Genomic DNA, 19,326 nt, shown 5'->3' with positions numbered 1-19,326 from the left:
TTCGGAGGCCGACCCCCATGAGTATCAACGAGATCCGCGACGCCGTGCTCAGCGGCGAAGCGACACCCGAGGACTACGCCCACATCCCGCTGCCCGCCTCGTACCGCGCCGTCACCGTGCACGCGGACGAGACCGGAATGTTCGAGGGGCTCGAGACCCGGGAGAAGGACCCGCGCAAGGCGCTGCACCTCGACGAGGTCGCGCTGCCCGAGCTCGGCCCCGGCGAGGCGCTGGTGGCCGTGATGGCCAGCGCCATCAACTACAACACGGTGTGGAGCTCGATCTTCGAACCCGTGCCCACCTTCGCCTTCCTGCGCAAGTACGGCCGGCTCTCCGAGCTCACCAAACGGCACGACCTGCCGTACCACATCCTCGGCTCCGACCTGTCCGGCGTGGTGCTGCGCGTGGGCGCCGGCGTGAACAAGTGGAAGCCAGGCGACCAGGTCGTCGCGCACTGCCAGTCGGTCGAGCTCGAGGACGCGGCCGGCCACGGCGACACCATGCTCGACCCGGAGCAGCGGATCTGGGGCTTCGAGACCAACTTCGGCGGCCTCGCCGAGATCGCCCTGGTCAAGGCGAACCAGCTGATGCCCAAGGCGGAGCACCTGACCTGGGAGGAGGCCGCGAGCCCGGGCCTGGTCAACTCCACCGCGTACCGGCAGCTGGTCTCGCGCAACGGCGCCGGGATGAAGCAGGGCGACGTCGTGCTTATCTGGGGCGCCTCCGGCGGGCTCGGCTCGTACGCGACCCAGTACGCCCTCAACGGCGGCGCGATACCGGTGTGCGTGGTCTCCTCGCCGCAGAAGGCTGAGATCTGCCGGGCCATGGGCGCCGAGATCGTGATCGACCGGCAGGCCGAGGGCTTCCGGTTCTGGTCCGACCCGGTCACCCAGGATCCCAAGGAGTGGCAGCGTTTCGGCGCGCGCATCCGGGAGCTGACCGGCGGCGAGGACCCGGACATCGTGTTCGAACACCCCGGCCGGGAGACCTTCGGCGCCTCGGTCTACGTCGCCCGCCGCGGCGGCTCCATCGTCACCTGCGCCTCCACCAGCGGGTTCATGCACGAGTACGACAACCGGTATCTGTGGATGAATCTCAAGAGGGTGATCGGCTCGCACTTCGCCAACTACCGCGAGGCCTGGGAGGCCAACCGGCTGGTGTGCAAGGCCATGGTCCACCCCACCCTCTCCCGCTCCTACGGACTCGAACAAGCCGGTCAGGCGGCCTACGACGTCCACCGGAATCTGCACCAGGGCAAAGTCGGGGTACTGTGTCTAGCACCGGGAGAAGGCCTGGGCGTCGGCAACGGTGCGTTGCGAGATCGTCACCGGAGTGAAATCGAACGCTTCCGCGACGTCTAGAGCTCTACCCCGGTCATCTGACACCATAGGCACTCATGGGATACGGGCGCGTGGACGAACGGACCGGGTACGGTTCACGCCCCCACCATGCCCAGTCCGGTAACGGCGGGTACCCGAGCCAGTACCCAGGGCAGCAGGGGGCGCCGGCCCAGGCGCCGCCGCCGCAGCAGGAGCTGCTGAGCTACAACCGGTACGAGGTCGACGCGCACCTCGACGAGATGGAAGCCGAGCTCAACCGGCTGCGCGAGGAGCGGGACGAGGCGGTCAACCACGCCGAGGACCTCGCCTACCAGATCGAGGTGCTGCGCTCCAAGCTGCACGAGTTCCGCCGCGGCCTGCACCCGCAGTTCAACAACATCTCCGGCCGGGTCGACCAGATGCTGCGCAACGCGCAGCAGCAGGCCGACCAGGTCCGCGCGGCCGCGCAGCAGGAGGCGCAGCGGCTGCAGAGCGAGGTCAACGAGCGGCGGATGCTGCTCGAGACCGAGCTCGCCGAGCGCCGCCAGCGCGGCGAGGCCGAGGTCAACGAGTCGGTGGCCTGGGCCGAGCGGGTGCGCTCGGAGGCCGAGGTGCTGCGCCGTCAGGCCATTGACGAGGCCCGGGCGCAGGCCGCCACCGAGATGCACCAGCTGCGCGAGCAGGCGCAGGCCGAGCTGCGGCAGGCGCAGGAGTACGCCGCCCATGTCAGGGCTCAGGCACAGGCCGAGGCGGAGGCCGGGCTGGCCCAGGCCCGGGCCCGCGTGGTCGAGGGCGAGAGCCGGGTCGCCGCGCTGCGCGAGGCCGCGGAGAAGCAGAACGCCTCCGCGTCCACCAGCGCGCAGAAACTGCTCACCATGGCCCAGACCGAGGCCACCCGGGTGCAGACCGAGGCCGAGCAGGCCGCCGCCGCGATGCACGCCGCGACCCAGCAGGCCGTCGCCAAGCACGAGGCGCAGGCCGCGGCCGAGATCGCCCGGCTGCGTGCCGAGGCCGAGGCGGAGACCTCCCAGCTGCGCGAGTCCACCAAGACCGCCGCGGTGATGCTGCGCGAGCAGACCGAGGCGGACACCACCCGGCTGCGGCAGAGCACTGAGGCCGAAGTGGCCCGGATGCGCGCCGAGGCCGAGGCGCGCGCCGCCGAGGTCATCGCCGAAGCGAGGGCGACCGCGCAGGCGACCCGCGACAAGGCCCTGGCTCAGGCGGAGAAGGCCACCCAGGAGGCCACCGCGGCCGGCGCCCGGCTGCGCACCGAGGCGGAGCAGGCCGCTGCGAAGGCCCGCGAGACGGCCGAGCTCGCCGCCCAGCGGATCGGCGCGGAGGCGGCGGAGCAGTCCGCGAAGAGCAAGAAGGAAGCCGACCTCGCCGCCGCGCGCACGGCCCAGGAGGCCGCCCAGGCCCTGGCCGACGCGGCCAACGGCGCCGAGCGGCTCGTGGCCGAGGCGCGCGCCGCGGCCGACACCCTCACCGCCGAGGCCGCCGCCGACCTCGAGCGCCGCGAGGCCGAGACCCAGCGGCTGCGGGCCGAGGCCGAGCACTTCCAGGCCGAGTCCGAGCGGCTGCACGGCGAAGCCGGCCGGCTGCACGAGGAGGCCTCCGGCGCGCACGGCGTGGCCACCGCCGCGGCGAAGAAGATCACTGATACCGCCGCCGCGGACGCCTCCGCCGTCCGCGGGACGGCCGGCGCCGAGGCCACCCGGCTCGTGGCCGAGGCCACCGCCCAGGCCGAGAAGCTGCGCGCGGATGCCGACTCGGCCGCCGTCAAGCTGCGCGAGCAGGCCACCGCGCAGGCCGAGAAGACCAGCGAGGACGCCCGCGCCGCGGCCAACACGCTGCGTTCGGAGGCGGAGGCCGACGCGGCCAAGATCCGCCAGGACGCGGCCGACCTGGCCGAGAAGTTCCGGCTGGACACCGAGGCCGGCGTCGAGGCGCTGCGCGAGGCCGCCCGCAAGGAGCTGGCCGCGCTGCGGGCCAAGACGGACGAGCAGATCGCGGCCAAGCAGGCCGAGGCCGAGGCGGCCGCCGCGGCCGTGCGCGCCGAGGCGAAGGCCGACGCGCAGAGGATGAGGACCGAGGCGGCCGGCCTGATCGAGTCGGCGCAGCAGGAGGCTGCGACGGTCCGGGCGGAGGCGGGCAACGCCGCGCTCGCGCTCCAGCAGCAGGCTGACAAGGCGCTCGCGGACGCCCGCGCCGACGGCGAGCGCGCGCTCGGCGAGGCCCGGGCCGAGGCGGCCAAGCTGCGCGACGACGCGATGGTGGAGACCACCGCGTTGCGCAAGAAGTCCTCCGCCGAAGCCGCGCAGATGCGCGAGGAGGCCAAGGCCGAGACCGACGCGTTGCGCGGCAAGACGCTCGCCGAGACCACGCGCCAGCGCGAGGAGGCCGACGCGTTCGCCGCGAAGGCCAAGGCCGAGGCCGAGAAGCTGACCAAGGACACCATCCGTTCCAACGCCGCCTCCATCCAGGCCGCCCGGGACGAGGTCACTGCGATCCGGGCGAGCGCCGACGGCGTGCTCGAGGCCGCCCAGACCAAGGCGAGCCAGACGGTCGACCAGGCCCGCAACCGGGCCGAGCAGACCACCCGCGAGGCCGGCACGAAGGCCGACGAGACCCGCAAGCAGGCCGAGCAGGTCCTCGCCGACGCCCGCCGCCAGGCGATGGAGGCCCTCGCCAAGGCCGGCGGCGAGGCGGACGAGCTCGTCACCACCGCGCGTCAGGAAGCTGCGAAGATCGGCCAGGCGTCCGCCGCCAACGCCGAGAACACCAAGGCGGAGGCCCGGTCCGAGGCGGACAAGCTCACCGCCGCCGCCCGGGACGAGGTGGACCGGATCCGGGCGAGCGCCGAGGGCATCACCGACAAGGCCCAGGCCGAGGCCACCAAGCTGCTCACCGACACGCGGGCGCAAGCGGACCGGCTGACCTCGGACGCCCAGTCGCTGGCCGACCGGACCACCGGCGAGGCGCGCAGGAAGGCCGCGGACGGCCTGCAGAACTCGGCCCGGCAGGCCGACGAGCTCGTCGCCCAGGCCCGCAAGGAGCTCGAAGACGCCCGGCGGGAGGCCGCCAAGACCCTCGCGGACGCCCACGACGGCGCGGACCGGCTGCGCAACACCGTGGCCGAGCAGGTCGCCACCTCGCAGCGGGAGGCGCAGCGGCTGCGCCAGGAGGCGGCGACCGAGACCTCCGCGCTCAAGACCGCGGCCGAGAAGGCGGCGGACGCGCTGGTCTCCAAGGCCCGCTCGGACGCGGACAAGGCCAAGGCCGAGGCGCAGCGCGAGGTGGACGCGATGATCCGCCGCCGGGACGCGATCACCGACGAGATGGCGCGGGTCCAGGGCGTGCTCGACGCGCTCACCGGCCCGCTGCCCGGGCTCAACGACAGCAAGCCGAGTGCCGACGGCACCGGCAAATCGTGACGAACGCGCGTCCGCGCGGGCATCGAGGAGGCGATGCGCGCGGTCCGGCGGACCGGACCGATGCCGAAAAACCTATCTGCCGATAGTGTGAGCACGCCCGAGCGCCGCCGCGCGAGGCCGGATGCCGGGCGCAATCGCCAAGAGGCGTACGCGCGAGACACGGAAATCTGACAGGATTGCCCGAGACTTCGCACGACGTACGTCGCAAGCAAGCCACAGTGCCGACAGCCGTACCGCCGGGTCAGCCGAAAGATTCGACATCCCTCGACGGTCAAGTCAGAGACGGAAAGTAGATGAGCGAGACCACCTCTCCCCTCGGCCTCGAAGTCGTGCGTAAGGGCTATGACATCGCCCAGACGAACGAGCGTGTGACGAAGCTGACCGCGGAGCGAGACACCGCGCACACCCGGGTCACGGCGCTGGAGAAGCGGATCGAGGAGCTCCACCTGGAGAACCAGTCCGTGCAGGCCCAGCTGTCCGACTCCGAGCCCTCCTACGCCGGCCTCGGCGCCCGGGTCGAGAAGATCCTGCGCCTGGCCGAGGAGGAGGCCAAGGACCTGCGCGAGGAGGCCCGCCGCGCCGCCGACCAGCACCGCGAGCTCGCCGAGCAGGCGGCCGGGCAGGTGCGCGCCGACGCCGAGACCTACGCCAAGGAGTGCAAGGCCAAGGCCGAGGCCGAGGGCGTGCGGCTCAAGGAGCGCGCCAACGAGGAGGCCAACCAGGCGCGCGCCGAGGCCGGCAAGGACGCCGCGGCCAAGCGGGCCGAGGCCGAGGCGCACTACGAGGAGATCCGGGCGTCGGCCGCGGCCGCCGCGACCGACTTCGAGACCAAGCTGGCCAAGCGGCGCGAGCAGTCCGAGCGCGACCTCGCGGCCCGTCAGGCCAAGGCCGAGAAGCACCTGGCCGAGGTCGAGACCCGGTCCGAGCAGATCCGGCTCGAGGCCGAGAAGATGCGCACCGACGCCGAGCGCCGCGCCCGCCAGACCATCGAGACCGCGCAGCGCCAGGCCGACGACATCATCGCCGACGCCCGGGCCAAGACGGACCGCATCCGGTCCGAGGCCGAGCGCGAGCTCGCCGCCCTGACCCACCGCCGCGACTCCATCAACGCGCAGCTGCACAACGTGCGCGAGATGCTCGCGACCCTCACCGGCGGCGCCGCCGGCGGCGCCCTGGCCGGCCTGATGGGCGGCGGCCAGGAGGACTCCGTCGAGGACTCGGTCGGCGCCCAGCGCTAAGCACGCGGCGGGTCACGGCACGACACGGCGTGTGCGCGACGGCGGGAATCCCCCGGAAGGTCGGCGGGGGGCTCGAGGCTCCGGCCTCGGCCCCGATGCCGGTCCTGGGGGATCCCGCCGTCGCGCGTTTGCGATAACCGCGCCGTGCGTCCCACGACGCCGTTTATGCTCAAGACCATGGATCTCGAGACGGAGCCGGCCCCGGTACCCGACGCGGGCGGCGAACAGCAGCCCTCGCCGAGGCGCCGCGGACTGCCGTTCCGCCGCTCGCACCCGTACTACATAGGCTTCGTCGGCGGCCTCGGTGTGATCATCTGCTACTACCTGGCCGAGGCGCTGGTCTCGGTCACCACCGAGCTGATCCTGATCCTCATAGCGCTGCTGATCGCCGTGGGCCTCAACCCGCTGGTGGAGAAGCTCACCCGGCGCGGCATGCGCCGCGGCCTGGCGGTGCTCGTCGTCGCGGGCGGCGGCATGCTGCTGCTGGCCGCGTTCGTCACCGCCATCGCGCAGCCCCTGGCCAGCCAGACCAGCGGCCTGATCGCGGCGATGCCGCACCGGCTCGAGCACCTGAGCCACAACGCCGAGATCGCGCGGTTCGACCAGAAGTACAACGTGGTCGGCCGGCTGCAGAAGATGTTCTCGGACGCGGACACGGCGCAGGTGATCGCGGGCAGCATCCTCGGCTTCGGCGAGTTCGTCATCACCTCGGTCTTCGAGACCTTCACCGTCATCGTCATGACGATCTACTTCCTCGGCTCCCTGCCCACGATCCGGGTGGCCCTGCTCGGCCTGGTCCCGCGCAGCCGCCGCCCGCGCGTCGCCCTGCTCAGCGACGGCGTACTGGAGCGCATGGGCGGCTACGTCTACGGCGCCATGATCGTGGCGGCGCTGGCGGGCCTCGCCGCGTTCCTCATGCTGACGGTGCTCCAGGTGGAGTTCCTGCTGCCGCTCGCGCTGCTCATAGCGCTCACCGACCTGATCCCCTTGGTGGGAGCGACGATCGGCGCCGTCCTGGTGACCCTGGTCGTCTTCCTCGAATCGCCCACCAAAGCCCTGATCGCCGGTCTGTTCTTCATCGCGTACCAGCAATTCGAGAACTTCGTCATCTACCCGCGCGTGATGTCCCGCTCCGTCGACGTCCCCCCGATGGTCGCCGTGATAGCCGCCCTGATCGGCGTCGCCCTCCTCGGCGTCGTCGGCGCCCTGCTCGCCATCCCCCTCGCCGCCGGCGCGATCTATCTCTTCCGCGAGGTCGTACAACCGCGTCAAGACGCCATGTGAGTCCGCCCGAAAAGTTGACGGATAAACAAAATAGGGTAAAGTCCGGTAAAAGTCAGGTTCAGGCACACATAAAGCGCCGCTCCGCCTCGTCTCCGTCGGCGGCGTGTGGTTGGCTGGACTCCAGGCGGTTCCGAGTAGAGCGGGTGACGGAGCGTCGGCACAGTGGGCAACCAGGGCCGACGCACCGGAGAGAAGCAGGACACGCGGTCCGGCGGCTTGGGGATGCCGCAGGACCGCGTGACTCGTGACCAGGCAGAGACCACCGGAAAAGGGCGCGGCCCGATCGGTCGGACCAGGGGGAGCAACGGGCCCCGCCGGGTACGGCCGGCCGACTGACGCGCACGCAGGGGGCGCTTCAGCAGGCGCGGTCGCCCCGGCGGGGGCCCCGGGGGATTTCACAGCACCCGCCGATGCGTACGCAGGGCACGAAGACGTACCTGAAGCAAGAACCGTTGGCGCGATCTCGCACGTACGGCGCCGTCTCGGCCGCGCACGGAGCACCGAAGCTCCAGCGCACGGCTCGGCCCGCGCATGCGTGCTGACGGGAGCCGCCCGGTACGGCATAGTAGATACCGGGCAACGACTCTCAGCGGCGTCGCGGGGCGACGAACGGGGCGCAGAGTGCTGCGACTCGCCGGGTTCCCGCAACCGCCGCGTTCGCTAGAGTACGGATGAGTGCCTTGTGAAGATCGGCTGAGGGGAAGGCTGGCGGGAAGATGCTAGATGCGGCCGCGGGGGCGGCGTACGCCGTCGAGATCTCGGCGCTGCAGACGTACCAGAGCAAGCTGCTCGGCATCATGGACTCCATGGTCGCGCAGTCCGTCGCGCTCGGCCTGAGCGCCACGGTCGCCGGCTCGGGCAACGCCGGCCTCGGGAACTTCCCCGAAGCCCAGTCGCTCGGCAGCGCGTACCAGACGTCGATGCAGTCGCTGATGACGAACTTCGAGGAGATCACTCAGCTCGTCAACACCATGACCAACGTCCTCGGCACCGCCGGCAAGAACTACGCGGAGACCGAGCAGCAGCTGACCGACCAGTTCAACCAGATCGCGGCGCAATACGAGGGCAAGTCCGGCGGATTCGCTGCGAACCCCACGCAAGCGGTACCTGATACAACTCCCGGCAGTACAACAAGCTCGAACAGTTCGACGACCACCACTGATTCGTCGAGCGCGTCTTCAGGCGACTCCGGCCAGACGTACACGTCTGCCACGGATTCGTCGTCTGGCAACGACAGTCCCACCACCTGAGTCGGCGAAGGAGTGAGCCAACATGACCGACTATGGATCCATGTCGCACCAGGACCTGTACAACTACGTCCAGTCCGGCAGCCCATCGACGATTCAGTCCGAGGCCGACACCAACACGCAGCACAGCCAGTCGGTCACCGATGCGACACAGGAACTGCAGTCCACGCTGTCCGGCATTCAGTCCTCGTGGTCAGGCGCAGCAGCCGATCAGTTCAGCCAACAGGCCAATAAGTTGGTTCAGCAGATGAACCAACATGCCACTGACGCGGACACCATCGGCCAGGTGATGAACTACGCGGGCAGCTCCCTGACGTGGGCTCAGCAGTACATGCCAAGCCCGCCGAGCGAAGCAGAGCAGTTGCTCGCTGACGTCGACAGCAACGCGGTCACCGGGGTCATCGCCGGATTCTTCAGCGGCGGCACGGCGAACATCGCGTCCGAGGTCGCCAAGAAGGACATCGAGAACAAGAAGCAAGCCGCAACACAGGTGATGACGCAACTGGCCTCGGCTTACACGCAGGCCCAGTCGCAGCTAAAATCTGCGGAGTTTGGTCACCAATCTGATGACCCTTCGGACCCCGGCTCCGGAAAAGATGGCAACGGCAACGGGAACGGCTCCGGCGGCGGAACCGCCAGCGGAGCACCCATTGCAGCACCCATCATGTATCCGGTGTCCATGGGCCCCACGGGCGAGGGCGGCGGCAGCAGCAGCGGTGGCGGCAGCGGCTCCGGAGGCGGCGGCAGTTACGGCGGCTACGGGGGCGGAAGCGGCAGCGGTTCGGGATCTGCCGGCGGCGGAAGCGGTAGTGGCGGCATATACCAGCCAGGGCCGATCCCTGGCCCCACTTCGCCGACCACTGTGACATCCGGAATCGGCGACGGCGGCAACGGAACCGGAACCGGCTCGGGATACGGCGGCACGAGCGGAGGCGGCGGGATCAGCGGACTCGGGGGTTCCGGCTACGGTGGCACCACTGGGACCGGAGGCGGCAGTCTTTCCGGTGTCGGAGGTACCGGTAGCAGCTTCGGAAGCGGCGCCGCTGGATTCGGGGCCGGCGGCATCGGCGGAGCTGGCGGTCTCGGCGGCGTAGACAGCTTCGAAGGCTCGGGTGGCGTCGGAGGCGGCGGAATCGGCTCCGGAGGCAAGGGCCTGGCTGGTGCCGGCGCCGGGGAGATCGGCGAAGAGGCCGGCGGCACCGGATACGGATCGCAGGCGTCGTCTCTGCGTAGCGGTGCGGGGAGTGGTTCCGGGGCTAGCGGCAAGTCGGCTGCCGCGGCAGCAGCCGCTGGCGAAGGTGAGGGCACCAATCCTGAGCAGCAGATGGGCAGCGCGATGGGCGGCATGGGCCGCGGTGCCGGTGGTGCCGGTGGCAAGGACGAACGCGGCAACCGCGCGTCCTGGCTCAAGGAAGACCAAGACTACTGGTACGGCGATAAGTACAAGAATGCGGCGCCTCCTGGCGGTGTCATCGAATAGCAGGGCACGCTAGCCTGGACCAAGCACCGCATCGACCACGACGACGAGCTTGGGTACAGAGGAGCGGCAGATGCAGCGGGAACATCGTCAGGCTTCGAGGACGGGAAGGCGAGCGCTCGCACTCGTGGGAGCGCTCGCCTTGACTGTTGCTGGGGCTGGAACTGCCGTGGCATCAGGCACCGACAACCCGATCGCCGACAAGGAGTGGGCGCTTCAGACGCTCAAGAGCAATACGATCCACAGCCAGTATGGTGCTCGAGGCTCCGGCGTCGTCGTGGCCGTGATTGATAGCGGCGTCGACCCGCAGCAGCCGGATCTCCAAGGTTCGTTGGTGGACGGCGTGAATCTCGTAAATCCATTGACTCCGACAAACAATTTCTCCGACGATGATACCGTAGAGTCCCACGGCACCTCGATTGCCACAGTCATCGCAGGCCACGCGCATAGTGACGGCAACGGTGGCCAGACGGGCATGATCGGACTCGCCGACCAGGCGAAGATCATGCCAATCAAGGTCGAGGCGGTTGACTCGAGTACCGCTCCGGCACTCGATGCTGGCTTTAAGTACGCGGCCGATCACGGTGCAAAAGTGATCAGTATTTCGATCACCCAGGCTGGGGCATGCCCAGCCGATTTGACGGATGCGGTGGACTACGCTCTTAGCCACGGTGTCGTCGTTGTGGCTGCGACTGGAAATACTGCCACCTCAACTAACGCCTCGTCGTGTCCGGGAAATGTGCCGGGCGTAATCGATGTGGCTGCCTTCGACCAAGGCAACCGCATGGACAAGAACTCACATTACGGCTCCGACGTGACAGTTGCAGCGCCGGGCGTCGACATCGAAGGCGGCCTAATCGGCGGTAAGTACGGCGAGAACAGTGGGTCCTCTCAGGCCGCCCCCTGGGTTTCGGCTGAGGCCGCACTAATTATTGGAATGCACCCCACATGGACCGCGGGGCAGGTTGTTTCAACGATCATCGATAACACGGCTCAGGTCGTCGCCAAGCAGTCGAAGGCTGGCAGCCGTTACGACGACCACATCGGGTACGGCATCATCGACCCGCTTGCCGCGCTTGGTGCGGCCGCGCCCAGCAACACGGCTAATCCGCTTGGCGGGCCGGCGGTAACCGCGTCGGGTGGGGCTTCGACGGGGGCTTCGACGGGAGCTTCGGGCGGCGCGACTGCGCCGGGGGGGTCGGGGAATCAGCCTCCTACGGCTAGTGGGGGCGGGAAGTCTTCTTCGAGCGGGCCCATCATCGGCATCGTCGTCGCGATCGTTGTGATTGGCGGGCTGGTGCTGTTCTTCGTGACGCGGCGGAATCGGCGTGGCGGGCCGGGCGGGCCTGGTGGCGGGGGCGGGGGTGGCGGGAACGGGTATTACCCGCCGACGCCTCCGGGTGGGCAGTATGCGCCGCCTCCGCAGGGGTACCAGCAGCCGAATCCCTACCAGCAGCAGCTTCCGCAGCAGGGTGCTTACCAGCCGCAGCAGGGCGGGGGCGGGTACGGGCAACAGCAGCAGCCTGGTGGGTACGGGCAGCAGCAACAGCAACAACAGCCGGGTGCTTATGGGCAGCAGCCGCAGCAGCAGCCCCCGCAGCCTCCGGCCGGCGGGTACGGGCAGCAGCCGGGGAATCCGTACCAGGGCCGGTAGGAGCCGAGGAGAAACAGCATCCTGTCGCCGTCGTAAAGGGCACGACACGCTAGCCTGTACGAAGCACCGCCACGATGACGGCTTCGTACAGGGGACGGGACAGATGCAACGGGATCATCGTCAGGCTTCGCAGATACGAAGGCGGGCGCTCGCACTCATGGGAGCGCTCGCCTTGACTGTTACCGGGGCAGGGACCGCTGTCGCATCTGACAACCCGATCGCCGACAAGGAGTGGGCGCTCAATTCGTTTCAGAGCGGCACGATCCACAGCAAGTTCAATGCACGGGGAACCGGCGTCGTCATCGCGGATGTCGACTCCGGCGTCGATGCGAGTCAGCCTGATCTGCAGGGCACGCTTGTGCCCGGGGTGAATCTGGTCAATCCCGATAGCCCGACTTCTGACACCGGTGACACGACGAGCGAATCGCATGGAACGGCGATTGCGACGGCCATGGCGGGCCACGGTCACGACAGCAATGGGGCTCAGGTCGGAGTGATCGGTCTTGCCGATCAGGCAAAGGTCATGCCGGTCAAGATCTCTGACACGACTGACAGCCTGAAACTGCCGTCGCTTGAGGCGGGCATAAAGTATGCGGCCGATCATGGCGTGCGTGTCATCAGTACGTCGTTCGGCCAGGATGGCACCTGCAATCAGCAGATGGTCGACGCGGTCGACTACGCGTTGCAGCGAAACGCCGTTGTCGTGGTCGCTGCCGGCAACACGGCCGAGTCGGGCGATGCGGACGACTGTCCTGGATCGGTCGCGGGAGTACTGGATGTGGCCTCCATCGACCAGAGCGGTCATATGGATCCGTATTCCTACCACGGCGACGATGTCTCCGTGGCTGCGCCGGGCGTCGACATAGAGGTGGGCCTGACGGGCGGTAAGTACGGGGAGAACAGCGGAACGTCGCTCGCGGCGCCGTGGGTTGCCGCTGAGGCCGCGCTCATCATCGGGCTGCATCCCACCTGGACCGAGGGACAGGTCGTCGCGGTGATCATCGACAACACCTTTCAGGTTGCGAGTGGCCAAACGCAGGCCGGCAAGCGCGTGGATTCCCACGTCGGCTACGGGGTCATCGACCCGCTTGCCGCGCTTGGCGCCAAAGAGCCCGCCAGTACGGCGAACCCGCTCGGGGGCCCGGCTGTCTCGACCTCGGCTGCCGCGTCATCCGGTGCTTCGAGTGGCCCGACCACGCCTGCCGCGTTCCAGAATCAGGATCCTTCCGCGAGTAGCGGAGGGAAGTCGAGTTCTTCGGTCGGGCTCATTGCCGGGATCATCGTCGCGATCGTCGTCGTCGGTGGGCTGGTGCTGTTCCTCGTAACGCGGAAGAACCGGGCCGGGGGACCTGGCGGACCTGGCGGGCCCGGGGGGCCAGGCGGCAACGGCGGTGGTGGCGGGTACGGGTATTACCCGCCGACACCTCCGGGCGGGCAGTATGCGCCGCCGCCACAGGGGTACCAGCAGCCGAATCCTCACCAGCAACCACTCCCCCCACCGCCACAGGGCTCCTACCAGCCACAGCCCGGTGGCCGCGGATACGGCCAGCAGCCTGGGAATCCGTATCAGGGCCGGTAAAGAGCCGGAGCAAAACAGCATCCTGACGATGCCTTGAAATGCGTGGCACGCTAGCCTGTACCGAGCACCGCACGATGACGGACTTCGGTACAGGGGACGCGACAGATGCCACGGGATGATCGTCAGGCTTCAGCGATAGCAGGGCGGGCGCTCGCACTCGTGGGAGCGCTCGCCCTGACGTTTGCCGGGGCTGGAATCGCCTTCGCGTCGGACAATCCGGTCGCGGACAAGGAATGGGCGCTGACGACGCTCCAGAACGGCAAGGTTCACAGCGAGTTCAGCGCCCGGGGTGCCGGGGTCGTCGTCGCGGTGGTCGACTCGGGGGTCGATCCCAAGCAGCCTGACCTTCAGGGTTCGTTCGTCGTCGGCGCCAACGTCACGAATCCGGAAAACCCGTCGATGGACTCCAGCGATGTCGACTACGTCGAATCACACGGGACATCGATCGCGACGATTATCGCCGGCCACGCACACAGCGACGGCAACGGCGGCCAGTACGGCATGGTCGGGCTGGCGGACCAGGCGAAGATCATGCCGGTGGTGATCGGGGAGAACGGCGGGACGGACATGTCTCTCCAGGCGGGGATTCGCTACGCGGTCGACCACGGGGCTCAGGTCATCAATATCTCCAATGGTTCGCCGGGGACCTGTCCGAGCGCGACTACTGCTGCCATCGACTACGCGCTGAGCCACAACGTGGTCGTTGCTGCCGCAACCGGCAATGACGCGCTGACCACGAATGTCTCGTCCTGTCCCGCGAACGTCCCCGGTGTGCTCGATGTCGCGGCCATCGACCAGACCGACCACATGGACAAGTACTCCCACTACGGCTCCGACGTGACGCTCGCGGCGCCAGGCGTGGACATGGAGGTCGGCCTGATAGGCGGTAAGTACGGCGAGAACAGCGGATCCTCGCTCGCCGCGCCATGCGTCGCGGCGGAAGCCGCGCTGATCCGTGGGTTGCACCCCACCTGGACGCAGGGCCAGGTCGTCTCAACCATCATCGACAACACCGCCCAAGCCGTCGCGAAGGAATCGCAGCCCGGCAAGCGCTACGACTCTCACGTCGGCTACGGCGTCATCGACCCCCTTGCGGCCCTTGGCGCTGCCGAGCCCGCCAGCACCGCCAACCCGCTCGGAGGGCCGGCGGTCTCGGCGCCTGCCGGTACCGGGGCCACTGCGTCGAGCGACGCGACGACACCTGTCGGCTCGGGGAATCCGAGTGCCACGGCGAGTGACGGCGGGAAGTCGAGTTCTTCGATCGGGCTCATTGCAGGGATCATCGTCGCGATCGTCGTCGTCGGCGGGCTGGTGGTGTTCCTCGCCACGCGGGCAAGTCGCCGCGCCGGGCAAGGGCAGCCTGGGGGCAGCGGCGGCGGCGGGAATGGGTACTATCCGCCGATGCCTCAGGGTGGGCAGTATGCGCCGCCACCGCAGGGGTACCAGCAGCCGAATCCCTACCAGCAACCGGGTCCGTATCAGCAGCCGATCTCTTACCGGCAGCCGGGTCCTTACCAGGCACCGGGTCCCTACCCGCAGCAGTCTCCGCAAGGCAACGGTGCCTACCAGCCGCAGCCCGGCGCCAATGGATACGTCCAGCCGCCCGGGAACCCCTATCAGGGGCAGTGATCCGCGGCAGAGCGGCTTTTTTTCCAGGACAGAGCACTGCATCGACCATGACGACGGACTTGAGGCGCAGGGGAGCGGCAATGTACAGGGGGAACGCCGTCAGGCTTTCGAGTCTGACAAGGCAAGCGCTCACGCTCACAGGAGCGCTCGCGTTGACGGTGGCCGGGGCCGGAACTGCCATGGCGGGCTCAGGCAACGCGATCGCCGACAAGGAGTGGGCGCTCGTCACACTCCAGGCCACCAAGATTCGCAGCGAGTTCAACGCCCAAGGAGCGGGCGTCGTCGTCGCGGTCTTGGACACGGGTGTCGATCCGAGCCAGCCGGACCTGCAGGGTTCGTTCGTTCCGGGCGTCAACCTCATAGATTCGAACTCCCCCACCACCGACACGCGTGATGACAACTACAGCGAATCGCACGGGACTTCGATCGCCACGGTGATCGCCGGCCACGGACACACGGGTTCTGGCGGCACGACCGGCGTCATCGGGCTCGCGCCCCAGGCCAAGATCATGCCCATCAAGGTCATGCCGAGTAGCGGTGAGGGAGGATCTGAAGCCTCACTCGACGCTGGGATCAAGTACGCCACGGACCACGGCGCGCGAGTTCTCAACATCTCGAACGGCTCACCCGGTGGGTGCTCCGAGCTCGCCACGGACGCCATCGACTACGCGCTGAGCCATAACGTCGTCGTGGTGGCCGCAACCGGCAACACCGCGCTGAGCGGAAACCAGCCGGGATGCCCGGCGAACGTTCCGGGCGTGCTCGACGTCGCCGCTCTCGACCAGACCTCCCACATGGACAAGTATTCGCACTACGGCTCCGACGTGACGCTCGCCGCCCCGGGCGTGTCCATCGAGGGCGGCATGATCGGCGGCTCGTATAACGAGAACAGCGGATCCTCGCAGGCCTCGCCGATGGTCGCCGCTGAGGCCGCGCTGATCATCAGTCTGCACCCCACCTGGACGCAGGGCCAGGTCGTGGCAGCGATCATCGACAACACCGCCCAGGTCGTCACCAAGGAGACGAAGCCTGGCAAGCGGTACGACGACCACGTCGGCTACGGCGTCATCGACCCCCTCGCGGCACTCGGTGCCGCCGAGCCGGCGAGCACGGCCAATCCGCTCGGCGGGCCGGCAGTCTCGGCTTCGGCTTCCCCCAACGCGACTGCTCCTACCGGTAGCGGACAGCAGAATCCTGGGACCGCCGGCGGGACGTCGAGCTCGTCGGCCGGGCTGATCGGCGGGGTCGTCGTCGCGATCGTGGTCATCGGCGGACTCGTGCTTTTCCTCGCTATGCGGGGCAGCCGGCGCAGTCGCGGGCCCGTCGGCGGTGGCAGCGACAACGGGTACTATCCGCCGATGCCTCCGGGCGGGCAGTACGCGCCGCCCGCGCAGGGGAATCAGCAGCCGATCCCCCACCAGCCGCAGTACCCACAGCAAGGCCAATATCAGCCGCAGTACCCACAACAGGGCCAGTACGCGCCGCAGTATCCCCAGCAAGGTCAATACCAGCCGCAGTACCCCCAGCAAGGCAGCCAATACCAGCCGCAGTATCCGCAACAGGGCCAGTACCAGCCGCAACAGCCGCAGAACGCCTATCCGCAGGTTCCGCAGCAGGGCGCGTACCCGCAGCAGCAGCCCGGCGACTATGCGCAGCGGCAGCCGCGCCCGGAGAATCCCTACCAGGGGCAGTAGCTGTATCAGGCCTGGTGAGAGCCGTACTTCTCGGCGGGCCCGAAGCGGCCGTCATACTCCGCCGGCAGAGGGGCGGCGGCCGGGTTGGTGGTACGGACGATCTCGTCGAGGACGATCCGGACGTACTTCTCGCCCACCCACAGGTGCTTCGCACCTTGGACGGGGATCAGTTCCGTGCCGGCCGCTACGGACGCTTCGTTCGTCAGCAGCGTGGCGAAGCGCTCTTTCGCTTCTTCGGGGCGCAGGTAGTCGTCGAACTCGGGCACCAGCACCTTCACCGGCTTGCCGGAGTCGGCCCACGTGCGGATGTCCGCTTCGCCGGCCCGGTGCAGGGGCGGGGAGAGCAGGATCGCGCCCTTCACCTGGGGCTCGCAACCGTACTTGAGCGTCAGTTCCGTGCCGAAGGACCAGCCGACCAGCCAGGGGTTCGGCAGGTCTCGGTGGTCGGCGAAGTCGATGGCGGCGGCCACGTCGTGCTGCTCGCCGACGCCCTCTTCGAACGCTCCCTCGCTCGTGCCGCGGGCGGAGGTGGTGCCTCGGGTGTTGAAGCGCAGGACGGCGAGGTCGGCGAGGGCGGGGAGGCGCCAGGCGGCCTTGCGGTAGACGTGGCTGTCCATCATGCCGGCGTGGGTGGGCAGCGGGTGGAGGGTGACGAGGGTGGCCACCGGGGTGCGGCCTTCGGGCGGCAGGGCCAGTTCACCGACCAGGGTCAGGCCGTCGGCGGTCTTGAGTTCGATGTCCTCGCGGTGGGCGGGGAGGATCGTGTGGGCGGTGATCTCGGTGCTCGTCGTCACCTGACCAGGTTAGGTCATGGGGAGCAGGACGAACGTAGCGAGCGTGGCGACGGTACGGCCGGGCCGGGGCGTTCGGCTGCCTACTGCTTGTCGGCTTCGGCGAGGGCTTGGCGGGAGAGCTGGTCGGAGCGGCGGGTGGTCTCGGGGAGGCGGAAGCCCGGGGACGAGGGGGCCAGGCGGAGGGTCAGGCCGGTGGCTTCGTCGAGGCCGATGCGGTGGCCGACGGAGATGAACACGGGCTTGATGCCGGACTGGGTGCGCAGGACGCGGCCGATGATCTCGTCAGGCTCGCCGGGGGCGGCCGGCGGGGCGAGGAGGTCGCTGACGGCGCCGCGTTCGCGGCCGGGCTCTTGGAAGCTGCCGATGAAGGGGGTCTTGGCCACGCCGAAGGTGGGGATGCCGGTGAGCACGCCGAGGTGGCAGGCCAGGCCGAAGCGGCGCGGGTGGGCGAGGCCGTAGCCGTCGCAGACGAGGATCTCGGGGACGACGGTGAGGCGGGCGAGCGCGTCGAGCAGGGCCGGGATCTCGCGGTAGGCCAGCAGGCCGGGGATGTAGGGGAACTCGACCGGGCGCTTGGCGGTCGCGGAGTCGACGACTTCGAGGGTGCGCAAGTCCAGCACGACCACGGCGCCGGCGACGCGGGACTCGTCGGTGGCGTAGGCGACGTCGAGGCCTGCGACGTAGCGGAGGGGCCGGGGCAGGGGGCCGTGCGCCTCGACGGCGCTGCGCAGGCGGTCCTGTTCCTGAAACGCCGCCGCTTCGTCGGCGGGGACGTGGAACCCGGCGTGGCTTTCGTACACGCGCCTACTCCTCTTTCATCCGCGCAGGTGACTGGTCCCCGGGCTTTCTCTCGCAGCACACCCAGAAGTAGCGGACCCCCATGAAACCCTCGTGAAGGCCGAAGCGATGTCCCACAGTAACTCACAACCCACGAAGCGGCACGCCGGTTCGTGCCCTGATGTCATGGGCAGTCGGACCGCACGGCGGATCATGCCCCGGATCAGGCCTCTACCCCTCCCCCGGCGGCACGGACGGGACGGGTGATGGCATAGTCATACGGAACTCGACCCACACCGACACCTGTGGAGGCTTCCCTTGGGGTTCTTGCGGAATCGTGTCACCGCGGTCAGCTGCGTCGTCGCGGCCGGGTTCACGGTGAGTAGCTGCTCTGGTTCCGGCCACGCCGCCGTCGCGTCCCTAGCCACGGCCCAGAGCACGCCGGGGGTGGCGGCCTGCACCGCGACCTTCGTCGCGATGAGCACAGGGCAGCGCTCGGGGACGGCGACGGTGACGCAGCCGATCAACCTGACGAACAACGGCACGAACGCCTGCGTGCTCGACGGGTACCCGGGGGTGAACGTCATCGGGCGGGCCCACGGGAAGAGCCAGTACGTGTGGACGCTGCGGTGGGCGACGACGCCGCACTCGCGGATCACCCTCCAGCCGGGCGCCACGGCGCACTTCGACGTGATCTACCGGGCGGCGGGGGACTCCGACGGGATGACGCCGGCCACAGGCACCGCCACCGCCACCGCCACCGCCACCGCCACGGCGACCGGATCGGCGAAGGCGACCGCGAAGGCATCGGCATCGGCGAAGCCGAAGGCCACGACCGCGGCGAAGCCCAAGGCGAGCGGGAAGAGCTCGGCGACTCCGAGCAAGAGCGCGACTCCGGTGAGTACGCCTGCCGACCTCGATGTGCTGGACCTCACGATCACCCTGCCGAACACCTTCTCCCAGGACCAGATGGCCTGGTACGCCGACATGGTGCTCGAGGACAAGGACGCGAACGCGCTGACGCACGTGACGCCGATCGTCGCAGGATCCGCCTGAATGGTACAAAAGGGCGGCCATTGATCACGCCGCGTTGCCTTGTCGCTGCTTCAGGTGAAGAAACCTGAAAAGGCGCCAGGAAGATCCTGAATGTTTCTGCGAGCGCACCGAATCTTAAGAAAGATCGAAGGTCGCTTTGCGGGA

The 19,326-nt window shown here is 69.0% G+C and carries 13 protein-coding genes; 11 read left to right on the top strand and 2 right to left on the bottom strand.

Annotation, left to right across the window (positions count from 1 at the left end; translation table 11 throughout):
* The first annotated feature begins 23 nt into the window (after positions 1–23).
* The 10 genes from ccrA to ACTRO_RS50480 all read left to right on the top strand — a co-directional run bounded on the left by ccrA (position 24) and on the right by ACTRO_RS50480 (position 16,555).
* A complete protein-coding gene (gene ccrA / locus ACTRO_RS29055; protein ID WP_034277203.1) occupies positions 24–1,361 on the top strand; it encodes a crotonyl-CoA carboxylase/reductase in 1,338 nt (445 codons plus the stop codon).
* Positions 1,362–1,411: 50 nt separating this feature from the next.
* On the top strand, positions 1,412–4,753 hold the full coding sequence (locus ACTRO_RS29050; RefSeq protein ID WP_034268151.1) for a hypothetical protein: 3,342 nt from the start codon (positions 1,412–1,414) through the stop codon (positions 4,751–4,753).
* Positions 4,754–5,046: 293 nt separating this feature from the next.
* Positions 5,047–5,991: a coiled-coil domain-containing protein gene (locus tag ACTRO_RS29045; protein WP_034268148.1), complete on the top strand. Its 945-nt coding sequence runs from the start codon at positions 5,047–5,049 to the stop codon at positions 5,989–5,991.
* Positions 5,992–6,168: 177 nt separating this feature from the next.
* Positions 6,169–7,275, top strand: coding sequence for an AI-2E family transporter (locus ACTRO_RS29040; protein ID WP_169739960.1), 1,107 nt, complete (start codon positions 6,169–6,171; stop codon positions 7,273–7,275).
* Between the two features lie 716 nt (positions 7,276–7,991).
* Positions 7,992–8,525, top strand: coding sequence for a hypothetical protein (locus ACTRO_RS29035; RefSeq protein ID WP_034268144.1), 534 nt, complete (start codon positions 7,992–7,994; stop codon positions 8,523–8,525).
* A 22-nt stretch (positions 8,526–8,547) separates the two neighbouring features.
* A complete protein-coding gene (locus ACTRO_RS50485; protein ID WP_051451551.1) occupies positions 8,548–10,002 on the top strand; it encodes a WXG100 family type VII secretion target in 1,455 nt (484 codons plus the stop codon).
* A gap of 166 nt (positions 10,003–10,168) precedes the next feature.
* The gene (locus tag ACTRO_RS46155) at positions 10,169–11,653 is read left to right on the top strand and encodes a S8 family peptidase (RefSeq protein WP_169739959.1); all 1,485 of its coding nucleotides are present in this window, start codon (positions 10,169–10,171) and stop codon (positions 11,651–11,653) included.
* A 157-nt stretch (positions 11,654–11,810) separates the two neighbouring features.
* Entirely contained in the window at positions 11,811–13,232 is a 1,422-nt protein-coding gene (locus ACTRO_RS46150; RefSeq protein ID WP_034268142.1) for a S8 family peptidase, read from the top strand.
* A 159-nt stretch (positions 13,233–13,391) separates the two neighbouring features.
* Positions 13,392–14,861, top strand: a complete 1,470-nt coding sequence (locus tag ACTRO_RS29020) for a S8 family peptidase (protein WP_034268140.1) — start codon at positions 13,392–13,394, stop codon at positions 14,859–14,861.
* Positions 14,862–15,040: 179 nt separating this feature from the next.
* Complete coding sequence (locus ACTRO_RS50480; RefSeq protein ID WP_034268137.1) at positions 15,041–16,555, top strand: S8 family peptidase; 1,515 nt, start codon at positions 15,041–15,043, stop codon at positions 16,553–16,555.
* A 5-nt stretch (positions 16,556–16,560) separates the two neighbouring features.
* Here ACTRO_RS50480 and ACTRO_RS29010 read toward each other — a convergent pair whose 3' ends face one another.
* Positions 16,561–17,349 (bottom strand): alpha/beta hydrolase, encoded by a 789-nt coding sequence (locus ACTRO_RS29010; RefSeq protein WP_034268135.1) that lies wholly within the window; start codon positions 17,347–17,349, stop codon positions 16,561–16,563.
* Between the two features lie 80 nt (positions 17,350–17,429).
* Complete coding sequence (locus tag ACTRO_RS29005; RefSeq protein ID WP_034268133.1) at positions 17,430–18,149, bottom strand: endonuclease V; 720 nt, start codon at positions 18,147–18,149, stop codon at positions 17,430–17,432.
* Between the two features lie 304 nt (positions 18,150–18,453).
* Here ACTRO_RS29005 and ACTRO_RS29000 point away from each other — a divergent pair, with 304 nt between their 5' ends.
* Entirely contained in the window at positions 18,454–19,182 is a 729-nt protein-coding gene (locus ACTRO_RS29000; RefSeq protein WP_157436520.1) for a DUF4232 domain-containing protein, read from the top strand.
* Positions 19,183–19,326 lie beyond the last annotated feature (144 nt).

The sequence above is a fragment of the Actinospica robiniae DSM 44927 genome, assembly GCF_000504285.1.
GTDB classification, from domain to species: domain Bacteria; phylum Actinomycetota; class Actinomycetes; order Streptomycetales; family Catenulisporaceae; genus Actinospica; species Actinospica robiniae.
This window is presented reverse-complemented; position numbering and strand designations above follow the sequence as displayed.

Bases quoted from the DNA above. Each gene is read 5' to 3' on its own strand.
- ACTRO_RS29035 (WP_034268144.1), top strand. From the start codon at position 7,992: ATGCTAGATGCGGCCGCGGGGGCGGCGTACGCCGTCGAGATCTCGGCG.
- ACTRO_RS50485 (WP_051451551.1), top strand. From the start codon at position 8,548: ATGACCGACTATGGATCCATGTCGCACCAGGACCTGTACAACTACGTC.
- ACTRO_RS46150 (WP_034268142.1), top strand. From the start codon at position 11,811: ATGGGAGCGCTCGCCTTGACTGTTACCGGGGCAGGGACCGCTGTCGCA.
- ACTRO_RS29045 (WP_034268148.1), top strand. From the start codon at position 5,047: ATGAGCGAGACCACCTCTCCCCTCGGCCTCGAAGTCGTGCGTAAGGGC.
- ACTRO_RS29040 (WP_169739960.1), top strand. From the start codon at position 6,169: ATGGATCTCGAGACGGAGCCGGCCCCGGTACCCGACGCGGGCGGCGAA.
- ACTRO_RS50480 (WP_034268137.1), top strand. From the start codon at position 15,041: ATGGCGGGCTCAGGCAACGCGATCGCCGACAAGGAGTGGGCGCTCGTC.